This window comes from Mycobacterium sp. DL99, assembly GCF_004762045.1.
Lineage (GTDB): Bacteria > Actinomycetota > Actinomycetes > Mycobacteriales > Mycobacteriaceae > Mycobacterium.
Genome location: NZ_SJOM01000007.1, coordinates 5,325,135 through 5,339,006, shown reverse-complemented (window position 1 = coordinate 5,339,006; position 13,872 = coordinate 5,325,135). Strand labels below are relative to the sequence as shown.

Here is a 13,872-nt window from a genome sequence, read left to right as displayed (position 1 = left end):
CCCTAGACCGAGCGTCCGCGCTCGACGCGGTAACGCCGCACCAGCGCATCGGTAGATGAATCCGACTGCTTGCCTGGTGATTCCGATTCGGTGATCACCGGCAGCAGTGCCTTGGCCTGGGTCTTACCCAGCTCGACGCCCCACTGGTCGAAGGAGTCGATCCCCCACACGACTCCCTCGGTGAACACCTGGTGTTCGTAGAGGGCGATGAGCTGCCCCACCACCGACGGCGTCAACCTGGTTGCCAGGATTGACGTCGTCGGTCGGTTTCCGGGCATCACCTTGTGCGGCACCACCGCGGACGAAGTGCCCTCGGCGGCAATGGCTTCGGCGGTCTTGCCGAACGCCAGCACCTGGGTCTGAGCGAAGAAGTTGCTCATCAGCAGGTCGTGCATACTGCCGGTGCCGTCGGCCGTGGGCAGGTCGTCGGTGGGCTGGGAGAAGCCGATGAAGTCGGCCGGCACCAACCGGGTGCCCTGATGCAGCAGCTGATAGAAGGCGTGCTGGCCATTGGTTCCGGGCTCGCCCCAGAAGATCTCGCCGGTCTGGGTGGTCACCGGGGAGCCGTCGGCGCGCACGGACTTGCCGTTGGACTCCATGGTCAGCTGCTGCAGGTAGGCCGCGAACCGGGACAGATCGTTCGAGTAGGGCAGCACTGCACGCGATTGTGCACCAAAGAAATTCGAGTACCACAGCCCGATCAGACCCAACAGTGCCGGAGCATTCTCGGCCAGCGGCGCGGTGCGGAAGTGCTCGTCGACCAGATGGAATCCGGACAGGAATTCGGCGAACCGCTCGCGGCCGATCACGGCCATCACCGACAGCCCGATCGCCGAGTCCACCGAGTACCGCCCGCCCACCCAGTCCCAGAACCCGAACATGTTGTCGGTGTCGATGCCGAACTCCTGCACGAGCTTCGCGTTGGTGGACACTGCCACGAAATGCTTGGCCACCGCGTCCTCGCCGAGTGCATCGACCAGCCAGCGACGCGCGGCCGTCGCGTTGGTGAGGGTCTCGAGGGTGGAGAACGTCTTGGATGCGACGATGAAAAGCGTTGTGGCCGGGTCCAGGTCGGCCAGCGTCGCCACCAGGTCGGCCGGGTCGACGTTCGACACGAAGCGGGCCGTGATGCCGGCGTCGGCGTAGTGGCGCAGTGCGTCGTACACCATCACCGGCCCCAGGTCCGAACCGCCGATGCCGATGTTCACCACGGTCTTGATGCGCTCGCCGGTGGCCCCGGACCACTCGCCGCTACGCAGCCGGTCGGTGAACCCACCCATGCGATCGAGCACCTCGTGCACGTCGGCCACCACGTCCTGGCCGTCGACGGTCAACGATGCGTCCGCAGGCAACCGCAACGCGGTGTGCAGTACCGCGCGGTCCTCGGAGGTGTTGATGTGCTCACCGGCGAACATCTCGTCGCGGCGGGCTTCCAGCCCGGCAGCGCGGGCCAGATCGGCCAGCAATTCCAGGGTCCGGCGGGTGATGCGGTGCTTGCTGTAGTCGATGTAAAGGTCGCCGACCGTCAGCGCGAGCTCGGTGCCGCGGTTCGGATCCTCTGCGAAAAGCTCCGTCAGATGGATGTCGCGGATCTCGTCGTAGTGCTTCGACAATGCCTGCCATGCCGGGGTTGCGGTGATGTCAGCACTCATTCCGCTGACCTTAGTGTGGCGCTCGGCTGATGGGTGTACATGATGGATGTATGGCCATTGAAGACTTGATTTCATCCGTGCCCACGGGTCTGTGGATCGGTGGTGAGGAACGCCAGGCCGCATCGACGTTCAATGTGCTGGATCCGAGCGACGATCAGGTGTTGGCCACGGTGGCCGACGCGACCGCCGCCGATGCCGTCACCGCATTGGACGCCGCTTGTGCGGTCCAGGCCGAGTGGGCCGCGACCGCACCGCGCAAACGCGGCGAGATACTTCGCTCGGTGTTCGAGAAGATCACCGAACGTGCCGACGACATCGCCGCACTGATGACCCTCGAGATGGGCAAGGTGCTCGCCGAGAGCAAGGGCGAGGTCGCATACGGCGCCGAGTTCTTCCGCTGGTTCTCCGAGGAGGCGGTGCGCATCGCCGGTCGCTACACCCCGGCACCGGCGGGCACCGGCCGCATTCTCGTCACCAAGCAGGCGGTCGGCCCGTGCTACGCCATCACCCCGTGGAACTTCCCGCTGGCCATGGGCACTCGCAAGATGGGCCCGGCGTTCGCCGCGGGCTGCACCATGATCGTCAAACCCGCGCAGGAAACCCCGCTGACCATGTTGCTGCTGGCCAAGCTGATGGATGAGGCGGGCCTGCCCAAGGGCGTGCTCTCGGTGCTGCCGACCAGCAACCCGGGCGCGGTGAGCACCGCGCTGATCGATGACGGCCGGTTGCGCAAGCTGACTTTCACCGGCTCGACGGGCGTGGGCAAGGCTCTGGTGAAGCAGTCCGCAGACAAGCTGCTCCGCACGTCGATGGAGCTCGGTGGCAACGCCCCCTTCATCGTGTTCGACGACGCCGACGTCGACGCAGCGGTCGACGGCGCGATCCTGGCCAAGATGCGCAACGGCGGTGAGGCCTGCACGGCGGCCAACCGCTTCCACGTGGCCAACTCGGTGCGCGAGGAGTTCACCGAGAAGCTCGTCAAACGGATGAGCGAGTTCACCCTCGGCAAGGGCATCGACCCCACGTCCACGTTGGGCCCACTGATCAATTCCAAGCAGGTCTCCACCGTCACCGAACTGGTCTCCGACGCGGTGTCGCGCGGTGCGACCGTCGCGGTCGGCGGCGTCGCGCCGGACGGGCCGGGCAACTTCTACCCGGCCACGGTGCTGGCCGATGTGCCCGCCGATGCCCGCATCCTCAAGGAGGAGGTCTTCGGCCCGGTCGCCCCGATCACCGGGTTCGACACCGAGGACGAGGGGGTGGCCGCCGCCAACAACACCGAATACGGCTTGGCTGCCTACGTTTACACGCAGTCGCTGGACCGCGCGTTGCGGGTGGCCGAGGGCATCGAGTCCGGCATGGTCGGCGTCAACCGCGGTGTCATCTCAGATGCGGCCGCACCGTTCGGCGGCATCAAGGAATCCGGCTTCGGCCGTGAGGGCGGCACCGAGGGCATCGAGGAGTACCTCGATACGAAATATATTGCGCTAACCCGTTAGCGCCCCGTCGCGCCTTCCCGACTCGGCGCCCGATGCCCCCTAAACTCTGGGGCTCGGACGCCAAGACGGGAGGGCATGACGTGACTGCGGCGCCAGTCCGTGCTGCCAGCCGGCGTCGGCGTGCCTCCATCCGCCGTGACATCCCGGCACTGGACGGCATCCGCGCCATCGCGGTGGCCCTGGTGCTGGCCGGCCACGGCGGAGTGCCGGGTATGGCCGGGGGGTTCATCGGCGTCGACGTCTTCTTCGTGCTCAGTGGATTCCTGATCACTTCACTGCTGCTCGACGAGTACCGCCGCACCGAGCGCATCGACCTCAAGGGGTTCTGGATCCGCCGGGCCAAGCGCCTGCTGCCCGCCATGGTGCTGATGACCCTGGCCGTGGTGATCGCCCGGCCCCTGTTCCCGTCGGATGCGGTCACCACGCTTCGCGAGGACGCCGTCGCGGCGTTCTTCTGGATGGCGAACTGGATGTTCGTCGCCACCGACACCGACTACTTCAGTCAGGGCAGTGCTCCGTCGCCGTTGCAGCACACCTGGTCGCTGGCGGTCGAGGAGCAGTACTACGTCATCTGGCCGCTGCTGGTGCTGGCCGCCGCGTTGCTGGTGCGTCGCCGCTCTGCCGGCGCGGTGCGGGTGACGGTGTTCGTGCTCGCGGTGCTCGGGCTGGTCGGCTCGGCGGTCGCGGCGATCTGGATGTCGGGCGATGCCGGTGAGCTCAACCGCGTGTACTTCGGTACCGACACCCGGGCCCAGGCGCTGTTGGTCGGTGCGGCCGCCGCGGCACTGCTCGTGCGTGACTGGTCGGCGCTGACGATGTCGGGCACGTTGATCCGGGCCCGGTGGCGGCGCTGGATCGCCTGGGTCCTGCCGGTGATCGGGGTGGCGGTCCTGGCGGCAGCCGCGCACCTGGCGACCGGCAGCGCCGACGAGTTCCACCACGGTCTGCTGATCATCGTGGCGTTGGGCGCGGTGTTCGTCGTCGCCCCGGTCGCACTCGACCAGGACGGCTACGTCGCCCGCGCGCTGGCCTGGTATCCGCTCGTCACGCTCGGCGTCATCTCCTACGGCGTCTACCTGTGGCACTGGCCGATCTTCCAGATCCTCAACGGCGAGCGCACCGGCCTGCAGGGCTGGTCGCTGCTCGCACTGCGGTGTGCCGTGACGATCGCGGTGTCGTGGGTGTCGTGGTGGGCGATCGAGCAGCCGGTCCGGCACTGGCGCCCGCAGCATGTCCCGATGCTGCGGCTGGCCGCGGCAACGGTGGCCACCGCCGCGGTGGCGACCATGACGGTCGTTCCGGTCAGGGTGCCGACCCGGCCCGCGGGCCCAGACGTGATGGCCGCGGCCGCGTCCGAGCAGGACGTCGGCGCGGAGCGGCCCGTCCCGGTGGGACCGCCGCCGGCGCTGCCGCCCGGCACGCGGACGGTCGCGGTGTTCGGTGACTCGGTGGCGTGGACGCTGATGCGGTATCTGCCCGCCAGCCCGGGTTTTCACTTCAGCGACTACACGACGATCGGCTGCGGCATCGCCCGCGGCGGCCCGTACCGGTCGGCCGGGGAGACGTTGAACCAGAAGCCGGAGTGCGACTCCTGGCCGGAGCGCTGGGCGCAGCGGATCGCCCACGACCGCCCGGAAACCGTGCTGTTGATGATCGGGCGTTGGGAGGCCGTCGACCGTATGTGGCGCGGGCGGTGGACGCACATCGGCAACGACGCCTTCGACGCCTATCTCAAGGGTGAGCTACAGCGTGCGCTCGACATTCTCAGCTCGACGGGGGCCCGCGTCGTGGTGACCACTGCGCCGTACAACCGGCGCGGTGAGCGGTCGGACGGCACGCTGTACCCCGAGGACCAGCCCGGCCGGGTGCAGGCGTGGAACACCATGCTGCGGAATGTGGCCGCGCAACGGCCGAACGTGTCGGTGCTGGATTTCAATGACAAGCTCAACCCGGACGGCAAGTACACCGCGAAGATCAACGGGGTCAGGATGCGCAGCGATGGCGTGCACCCGACGTCCGAGGCGGTGCAGTGGTTGACGCCTTGGCTGTTGGATTCGCTGAAGGAGCCGGCGAAGCCCGCGGGCCGATAAGGCTCTAGTGGCCCAGCCGGCCGCGGCCGAGCTGCAGCAGCAGGATCGCCATGTCCTTGCCCTCGGGGCCGAGCACGCTGTAGCGCTCGATGACCTGCATCTCGCGGTTGTGCACCAGCCGGGTGCCGCCGGAGGCCATCCGGGCTTTGCCGATCTCCTTGGAGACCTCGGCGCGTCGTTGGATGGCGGCAATGATGGTGGCGTCGAGTTCGTCGATCTCCCGACGCAGGTCATCGATCTCAGGCACAAGCTGATAGTCCCAGTCGGCTCGTGCCAGCGCAAAACTGTCCCCGCTCAGCGGTAAGTTTGAACGCAAGATGACCACTACTTCCCACATGGCACCGCCGGCTGCTGCAGATGTTGATGACCTTCTTGACGGCTTGAACCCTCAGCAGCGCCAAGCGGTGCTGCACCATGGTTCGCCGCTGTTGATCGTCGCGGGCGCGGGGTCGGGTAAGACGGCGGTGCTGACCAGGCGTATCGCCTATCTGTTGGCCGCGCGTGACGTCGGGGTGGGGCAGATCCTGGCGATCACGTTCACCAACAAGGCCGCCGCCGAGATGCGCGAGCGCGTGGTCCAGTTGGTGGGCCCCAGAGCTCGGAATATGTGGGTTTCCACGTTCCACTCGACCTGTGTGCGGATCCTGCGGAACCAGGCCTCGCTGCTGCCGGGCCTGAACTCCAACTTCTCGATCTACGACTCCGACGACTCCCGGCGCCTGCTGATGATGATCGGCAAGGACATGGGGTTGGACACGAAGCGGTATTCGCCGCGGCTGCTGGCCAACGGCATCTCCAATCTGAAGAACGAGCTGATCGGGCCGGAGCAGGCCGCGGCCGAGGCTTCGGAGGCCGCCGAGGAGATGGCCGGCATCATCGCCCAGGTCTACGGCGAGTATCAGCGCAGGCTGCGCGCGGCCAATGCGCTGGACTTCGACGATCTGATCGGTGAGACGGTCGGGATCCTGCAGGCCTTCCCGCAGATCGCGCAGTACTACCGCCGCCGGTTCCGCCACATCTTGGTCGACGAGTACCAGGACACAAACCACGCGCAGTACGTGCTGGTGCGTGAATTGGTGGGTCACCATCTCGACGAGAACGACGGGGTGGCGGCGTCGGAACTGTGTGTGGTGGGTGACGCCGATCAGTCCATCTACGCGTTCCGCGGTGCGACCATCCGCAACATCGAGGATTTCGAGCGCGACTACCCGGACGCGACGACGATCCTGCTGGAGCAGAACTACCGCTCCACCCAGACCATCCTGAACGCGGCCAACTCGGTGATCGCCCGCAATGCGGGCCGTCGCGAGAAGCGGCTGTGGACCGAGGAGGGCGAGGGCGAGCTGATCGTCGGCTATGTGGCCGACAACGAGCACGACGAGGCCCGCTTCGTCGCGGAGGAGATCGACGCCCTCGCCGACAGCGAGGGCGTGAAATACGGTGACGTCGCGGTCTTCTACCGCACCAACAACTCCTCGCGTGCGCTGGAGGAAGTGTTCATCCGCGCCGGCATCCCGTACAAGGTCGTCGGCGGTGTGCGGTTCTACGAGCGCCGCGAGATCCGCGACATCGTCGCCTACCTGCGGGTGCTGGACAATCCGGGTGACTCGGTGAGCATGCGCCGCATCCTCAACACCCCGCGCCGCGGCATCGGTGACCGGGCCGAGGCCTGTGTGGCCGTCTACGCCGAGAACACCGGCGCCAGCTTCAACGATGCGTTGCAGGCCGCCGCCGAGGGGCGGGTGCCGATGCTCAACAGCCGCTCGGAGAAGGCCATCGCATCGTTCGTTCAGCTGCTCGACTCGCTGCGCGGCAAGCTCGATGACGAGCTGGGGGACCTGGTCGAAGCGGTGTTGGAGCGCACGGGCTACCGCCGGGAGCTGGAGGCGTCCAGCGATCCGCAGGATCTGGCCCGGTTGGACAACCTCAACGAATTGGTCAGCGTCGCACACGAGTTCAGCACCGATCTGGCCAACGCCCGGGCACTGGCCGAACAGGGCGAGGGTGAGCCGGTCGACGAGGACATCCCCGACACCGGGGTGCTGGCCCAGTTCCTGGAGCGGGTGTCGCTGGTGGCCGACGCCGACGAGATCCCCGAAGACGGAGCGGGCGTGGTGACGATGATGACGTTGCACACCGCCAAGGGGCTGGAGTTCCCGGTGGTCTTCGTCACCGGCTGGGAGGACGGCATGTTCCCGCACATGCGGGCCCTGGGTGATCCCAACGAGTTGTCTGAGGAACGACGGCTGGCGTATGTCGGCATCACCCGTGCACGCCAACGGCTCTATCTGAGCCGGGCCAAGGTGCGGTCGTCGTGGGGGCAGCCCATGCTCAACCCGGAATCGCGGTTCCTGCGCGAGATTCCGGAGGACCTGATCAACTGGCGGCGCATCGAGCAGCCGTCGTCCTCGTTCAGTGCGCCGGTCGGTAACGCGGGCAGCTATGGCAGCCCACGCCCGTCGCCGTCGCGGCCCGCGCCCGCCCGCAACCGTCCGGTGATCACGCTGGAACCGGGCGACCGGGTCACCCACGACAAGTACGGGCTGGGCCGCGTCGAGGAAGTCACGGGTATGGGCGAAACGGCGATGTCACTGATCGACTTCGGCAGTGCCGGTCGGGTCAAGCTGATGCACAACCACGCTCCGGTGCAGAAGCTCTAGCGTTCGCACACCTGGCGGTGATTCCAGGGCCCCTCCGCCAGCACCGCAGGAGCACCCAGGCGTGGCTCGGCCAGCGGTGGAATCGAGGTCAGCACCGGGTTCTGGTCCAGGCGCGATCCGGGTGTGCGGCCGCCGCCCCAACCGACCATCTCCCGATAGCCGCCGAGCAGCCCCGCACCGCTGACCGCGGATTCGGAAGCGTGCGGGCTGTCGGCGCCGACGGGTACCGAGACCGGCGAGACGTACAGCGCGTCGGTGGGGCAGTACGCCTCGCACATGAAGCAGGTCTGGCAGTCGGACTGGCGCGCGATGACAGGTATCCCGTCAGCACTCCGGTCGAACACATCGGTGGGGCACACCTTGATGCAGACGTCGCACTTGATACAGGCCGTCTCACTGACGATTTCGATCACGCCACTGCCTCCGAGGAGATGAGCCGCGGGGCAACGGGATCGGGCACGGTCCAGACCTGGTCCAGGCCGCCGACCAGGATGCGGTGCTCGTAGCGGTGATCGGAATCGGGCAGGTCCTCGCGGCGGTGCAGGCCGCGGGTTTCGGGCCGGGCCAGGGATGCGGCGGTGATCCAGCGCGCCGCGGCCACCATGGCCTCCGCCTGGCGCAGTTTGTAGACGTCGCGGGCCGGCAGCGGGGCCAGGCCGCCGGCGATGTCGCGCCACAGGGTCTCCAGCGCATTGGCGGACTCTTGAAGCCGCTGTTCGGATTTCAGGTAGCTGCGCTGGGGTGGCAGGACGTGCGACTGCGCGGCAGCCACCACCTCTTCGACGGAGGGTGCGCCGATCCGTGAGCGCGGGGTGATCGAGGCGGACCCGGCCACGTGCCCGCGCCGGGTGCGGCTGAACTCGGCGGCACCGCGGCCGGCGAAGGTGCCAGAGGCGATCGCCCACGAGCCGTTGCGGCTGCCGCCGCCGGACAGCGAGCCGGTGATGAGCTCGCGGGTCGCCGCGTCACCTGCCGCATACAGGCCGGGAACCGTTGTCGCACAATCGGGCCCGACGAGTCGCAGGCCACCGGTGCCGCGCACCGATCCTTCGTAGACCATCCGGACCGGGTAGGCGGTGGTGAACGGGTCGATGCCGGCCTTGTCCAGCGGCAGGAAGTAGTTCGGCTGGGCGTCGCGCATGGTCTGACGGAGGTGTTCGGGTGCCCGGTCCAGGCGGGCGAACACCCGCTCGCCGCGGGTCAGCGCCCGCTGGGCGTCCTGGCGTCCGCTCAGCCCGCGCTGGGTGGTGAACGGACGGCCGTGCTCGTCATAGAAGCTGCCCCACTGCAGCATTCGACCCTTGGTGTGTACGCCCCATTCGGGCGCCAGCGCGTAGGCGGTGCAGAACTCCATTCCGGACAGGTGCGCCCCGTGTTCGGCGGCCATCAGGAGACCTTCGCCGGTGTCGACGTTGGTGCCGAACGTCCCGGACAGGAAGGCGGTTCCGCCGGTGGCGAGCACGACGGCGCCCGCGGTGATCCGCCACGGCCGGCCGCCGTCCTGGCGCGCGATGCCCGTGGCGCCGGTGATGACGCCGTCGCGGTTGGCGGTCAGTTCCAGCGCTGGGTGGTGATCGAGGATGCGTACGCCGCTGCGATGGGCCTTGCGGCGCATGCGGCGCATGTACTCGGGGCCCTGTAGGCTGCTGCGCATCTCGCGACCGTCGGCACCGACCGGGAACGGGTAGCCCCACTCGGAGAGGTGTCCGAGCCGGTCCCATGAGGTGGCCAGCACCCGGAACATCCACTCGGAGTCGGTGATCCGGCCGGCAGCCAGTTCGCGTTCACGTACGGAATCCTCGCGCCGCGGGCCGGGCCCGATCGCCCACAGGTTGTTGCCGCCGGCGGCGGTCGCCCCGCTGGTGCCGCAATACCCCTTGTCCACCAGGATGACCCGGGCCCCGGATTCGGTGGCCGAGATGGCGGCCCAGGTGGCTGCGGGGCCGCCGCCGATCACCAGGACATCGGTGCTCAGGGCGTCGGGGTCAGCGGGAGCGGTCATGACCTACCTCTTCTCGGACGCCGAGTTCGGCCAGCAGCGCACGGCGCAGGTCGTCGAATCCGTCATCGCTGCGGGTGCGGGGGAAGGGCAACTCGACGCGGCGGTCGAGTGAGACCCGTCCGCCCGAGAGCACCACCACCCGGTCGGCCAGCAGGATCGCCTCGTCGACGTCATGGGTGACGTGCAGGACTGCCATGTGCCGGCGTGACCACAATTCGTGCAGCAGCCCGTACATCTTGAGCCGGGTCAGCGCGTCGAGCGCGCCGAACGGCTCATCGAGCAGTAACAGGTCGGGTTCGCGGACCAGGGCGCGTGCCAGTGAAACACGTTGTGCCTCACCGCCGGAAAGAGAGAGGGGCCAGGCTCTGCTTTTGTCGACGGCCTTGTCGGCCAGACCCACCTCCTCGAGTGCGGCGCGTCCCCGAGCGGCCCGGCTGGGGGCGTCGGGTCCGGCGTCAGGCAGGGCGAAGGTCACGTTGGCGAGGGCGCGCCGCCACGGCAGTAACCGCGGGTTCTGGAACACCACCGCCCTGGAGCGGGGGACCCGCACCGATCCGGTGACCTGGCTGTCGAGGCCGGCCAGCACGCGCAGCAAGGTGCTCTTGCCGGAACCGGACCGCCCCAGCATCGCGACGAATTCGCCGTCCTCGATCTGCAATTCGAGATCCTTGAGCACCTGCTGATCGCCGAATGCGCGCTGCAGGCCGTGTACCTCGACGACGGTGCTCATCCCTCGGCTCCGAGTCCCTCGAATCCGTTACGCCACGACAGCAGCAGCCGTTCCAAGGCCCGCACCAGTGTGTAGGACAGCAGTCCTGCCACCGCGTAGATGACGATCACCAGCAGCGAGACGTCGAACTGCAGGTTGGTCTGGGCCCGTGACATCAGGTAGCCGATGCCCTGGGTGGTGTTGATCATCTCGGCGAAGATCAGGCTCAGCCACGCGCTGGAAAGCCCGAGCCGCAGGCCCACAAGGAAATTCGGCATCGCCCCGGGCAGGATTACCTGCGAGATGAGTGTCCGCTGCGAAGCTTCCAAGGTTTGCGCCATCTCGACGAGTTGCCGGTCCACGCCGCGGATACCCGAATAGGTGTTGATGTAGATCGCTATCGCCACACCCGTGGTGATCAACACGATCTTGGGACCCTCACCGATACCCATCCAGATGATCAGCAGTGGTGTCAGCGCGAAATTCGGTACGGCCTTGAGGATCTGCATGGTCCAGTCGAGCAGGTCCTCGCCTGTGCGGGTGAGTCCGGCGACGACCGCGAGCAGGACGCCGATGAGGATGCCCAGCACCGTGCCGGTCAGCACGCGGACGGCCGAGGCGCCGACATGGGTGGCGAGTTGGCCGTCACCGAGCAGCCGCCACGCGGTGGCCGCGACCTCGGTCGGGGGTGGGAACAGGTCGGTGTTGAGGAGCCCCGTCGTCGAGCCGATGGTCCAGGCCGCCAGGATCAGTGCCGGGCCCATCAGCCGGCGTACCGGTCGGGGGAGGCGCGCCCACAGGCCTTTTCGCCGACTGCTGCCGCCGACGACCTCGACGAGTTCCAGGGGCGTGGCCGCTGTCCGGACTGCCGTGGTGCTGGTGACGGCTGCGGTCACGACTTGGCTCCGGCCCACTCGCGGACCGAGTATTCGTTGTCGAACGATCCGTCGGCGTTGAGGAACTTGTATGCGGCTTCGAGTTGGTCCACACCGGCCGCCGGGAACGGTTCGGTATTGAATTCGTCAGCCTGCGTGGACTTCTGCACGAACTTCAGGTCGGTGTCGTCGGTTTTCGCGACCCAGGCCAGGTAGTCGTCGAAGTTCTCGGTGATGTCGCGGTTGACGGTGGTGACGGCCTGTTGCCAGGCGCCGACGAACTCCGGATGCGCGTCGGTGAACGAGGTGAGCGCGATGTTGGTGCCGGTGCTGCCGAAGCCGTGACGCGACAGGCTGTCGATGATCGGGAAGCCCTTGGATTCCAGCTCAGCCGCGCTGGCGCCGGTCAGGATGGCCGCGTCGATCTTGCCGGAACTCAGCCCGGCGATGGACTCGGGCGTCGGCACGTCCCGCACGTGGATCTGGTCGGTCAGGCCGGCGGCATCGATCAGCTGGCGGGCGGCGCGGTCACGGATGGTGCCCTGCGGGGCGGTGATGTCCTTGCCGACCAAGCCCTTGATCTCGGTGGGGCCGCCCTTGGCGCCCACCAGCCACGCGTCGCCGTTGATCGAATCAAGCGACAGCAGAACCACTTTCGGATCTCGGCTGCGGGCGCGCAGGGCCGGGTTGTCGCCGATGGCGGCCACGTCGATGGCGCCGGCGAACAGGGCCGAGGCGACATCGCTGCCGGACTGGAAGAACGAGTACTCGATCTTGCCGACGCCCGCGGATTTCAGCTGCTCGGTGAGGATGCCCTGCTTGTCACCCCAGCCCAGCGAGCCCGCGGGAGTCCCGGTCACCGACGTGGCGCCGACCCGCAGCGTGTAGCCCGCGGCGTTGTCGTCGTTGCTGCTGCAGGAGATCGCCGTGGTGATGAGGGTGAGCGCAAAGGCGGTGCGCAACAAGCGGTTGAACATGGGAGCGGGCCTCCGAAGGGTGTCAATGCGTGAGCACACACGCGAATCCGCCCAAGTAGACTCCCGGCCCGATTTCGGGTCGACGGTTTGGCTCAGGCTGACTGTTAACTCGCTGTGAGCGGGTGATTGACCGGCGGACGCGTCCCACAGTACGTTGGAACAACTATTTGGTACGGAGGACGGGGAAGTGGATCGGTGACGACGCAACAGGCGGTGGAGCTCTACTACGACCCATTCGACAACGACATCGACGATGACCCGTATCCGATCTGGAAGCGGATGCGCAGCGAGGCGCCGCTTTACTTCAACGAGAAGTACAACTTCTATGCGCTGAGTCGTTGGGACGATGTGGTTCGGGAGCTGCCCAACTGGCAGGCGTATCGATCGGGGCGCGGCACCACGGCCGACATCCTGTTCAGCGGAATCGAGGTCCCGCCGGGCATCCTGCTGTTCGAGGACCCGCCACTGCACGATCTGCACCGTCGGCTGCTGTCCCGGGTCTTCACGCCACGCCGCATGCTGGCGGTCGAGGACCTGGTCCGCGACTTTTGCGCGAAAGCGCTGGACCCCCTGCGCGGGCAGGACGGTCTGGACTTCGTCGCGGACCTCGGGGCGTTCATGCCCATGCGGACCATCGGTTATCTGCTGGGCATTCCCGAGGAAGAGCAGCAGAGCATCCGGGATCGTAACGACAAGGCCATCACGGTCGCCTCGGTCGATGCCAGTGCCGACGGGGTCAGCCCGACGATCTTCCAGGACGCCATCACGATGTTCGCCGAGTACATCGAATGGCGGGCATCCCATCCGTCCGATGACTTGATGACCGATCTGCTCACCGCGGAGGTGGATGACGGGGCCGGAAGGCAGCGGCTGCTGACCCGCACCGAGGTGCTCGCGTACACCGCGATGATCGCGGGCGCGGGCAACGAAACCACCGCTCGGCTCATCGGTTTCATGGGGCAGCTGCTCGGCGAGCATCACGACCAACGGCGCGAGCTCGTGGCCGATCCGAGCCTGATCCCGGGTGCGGTGGAGGAGACGTTGCGCTTCGAACCGCCGTCACCGGTGCAGGCCCGGTACGTCGCTCAGGATGTCGAGCATTACGGGCAGGCGATCCCCGAGGGCTCATACATGCTGCTGCTCAACGGATCGGCCAATCGCGACGAGTCGAAGTTCACCGATCCCGACCGCTTCGACATCCACCGCACGGGCGGTCATCTGAGCTTCGGCCAGGGCCTGCATTTCTGCCTGGGCTCGGCGCTGGCCCGGCTGGAGGCCCGGGTCGCGTTCGAGGAAGTCCTGAAGCGGTGGACGGACTGGGAAGTCGACTATCCCAATGCTTTTCGCGCCCACACGTCCAGTGTTCGCGGCTGGGCGAGGTTGCCGGTCAGGTTCTAGGGGACTTCTC

At 67.4% G+C, this 13,872-nt stretch carries 11 protein-coding genes; 4 read left to right on the top strand and 7 right to left on the bottom strand.

The annotated features are described in order from the left end of the window. Nucleotides 1-2 precede the first annotated feature (2 nt). A complete protein-coding gene (gene pgi, locus EYZ64_RS25990; protein WP_135458031.1) occupies nt 3-1,652 on the bottom strand; it encodes a glucose-6-phosphate isomerase in 1,650 nt (549 codons plus the stop codon). Between the two features lie 50 nt (nt 1,653-1,702). Between pgi and EYZ64_RS25985 the strand changes: the two genes are divergently transcribed. Then, nucleotides 1,703-3,151 (top strand): NAD-dependent succinate-semialdehyde dehydrogenase, encoded by a 1,449-nt coding sequence (locus EYZ64_RS25985; RefSeq protein ID WP_135458029.1) that lies wholly within the window; start codon nt 1,703-1,705, stop codon nt 3,149-3,151. 32 nt (nt 3,152-3,183) lie between these two features. Next, nucleotides 3,184-5,241 (top strand): acyltransferase family protein, encoded by a 2,058-nt coding sequence (locus EYZ64_RS25980; RefSeq protein WP_210115578.1) that lies wholly within the window; start codon nt 3,184-3,186, stop codon nt 5,239-5,241. A 4-nt stretch (nt 5,242-5,245) separates the two neighbouring features. Here the strand turns inward: EYZ64_RS25980 and EYZ64_RS25975 are convergent, their stop codons facing one another. Beyond that, nucleotides 5,246-5,566 (bottom strand): chorismate mutase, encoded by a 321-nt coding sequence (locus tag EYZ64_RS25975; RefSeq protein WP_286175134.1) that lies wholly within the window; start codon nt 5,564-5,566, stop codon nt 5,246-5,248. Here EYZ64_RS25975 and pcrA point away from each other — a divergent pair. Next, nucleotides 5,559-7,901, top strand: coding sequence for a DNA helicase PcrA (gene pcrA, locus EYZ64_RS25970; protein ID WP_167857972.1), 2,343 nt, complete (start codon nt 5,559-5,561; stop codon nt 7,899-7,901). The genes EYZ64_RS25975 and pcrA overlap by 8 nt on opposite strands. Here the strand turns inward: pcrA and EYZ64_RS25965 are convergent. The 5 genes from EYZ64_RS25965 to EYZ64_RS25945 are packed head-to-tail and all read right to left on the bottom strand — an operon-like array spanning nt 7,898 to nt 12,464. Then, nucleotides 7,898-8,314: a 4Fe-4S dicluster domain-containing protein gene (locus EYZ64_RS25965; protein WP_135458023.1), complete on the bottom strand. Its 417-nt coding sequence runs from the start codon at nt 8,312-8,314 to the stop codon at nt 7,898-7,900. The two genes, pcrA and EYZ64_RS25965, sit on opposite strands and share 4 nt — an antisense overlap. Further along, nucleotides 8,311-9,903, bottom strand: a complete 1,593-nt coding sequence (locus EYZ64_RS25960; RefSeq protein ID WP_135458021.1) for an FAD-dependent oxidoreductase — start codon at nt 9,901-9,903, stop codon at nt 8,311-8,313. The genes EYZ64_RS25965 and EYZ64_RS25960 overlap by 4 nt, the downstream gene beginning before the upstream one ends. Next, nucleotides 9,887-10,633, bottom strand: coding sequence for an ABC transporter ATP-binding protein (locus tag EYZ64_RS25955; RefSeq protein WP_135458019.1), 747 nt, complete (start codon nt 10,631-10,633; stop codon nt 9,887-9,889). Before EYZ64_RS25955 ends, EYZ64_RS25960 begins: the two co-directional genes overlap by 17 nt. After that, on the bottom strand, nt 10,630-11,508 hold the full coding sequence (locus EYZ64_RS25950; RefSeq protein WP_286175133.1) for an ABC transporter permease: 879 nt from the start codon (nt 11,506-11,508) through the stop codon (nt 10,630-10,632). The genes EYZ64_RS25955 and EYZ64_RS25950 overlap by 4 nt, the downstream gene beginning before the upstream one ends. Continuing rightward, entirely contained in the window at nt 11,505-12,464 is a 960-nt protein-coding gene (locus EYZ64_RS25945; RefSeq protein ID WP_135458014.1) for an ABC transporter substrate-binding protein, read from the bottom strand. The genes EYZ64_RS25950 and EYZ64_RS25945 overlap by 4 nt, the downstream gene beginning before the upstream one ends. Before the next feature lie 195 nt (nt 12,465-12,659). Here EYZ64_RS25945 and EYZ64_RS25940 point away from each other — a divergent pair, with 195 nt between their 5' ends. Then, nucleotides 12,660-13,862, top strand: a complete 1,203-nt coding sequence (locus tag EYZ64_RS25940; RefSeq protein WP_135458012.1) for a cytochrome P450 — start codon at nt 12,660-12,662, stop codon at nt 13,860-13,862. Nucleotides 13,863-13,872: the final 10 nt, after the last annotated feature.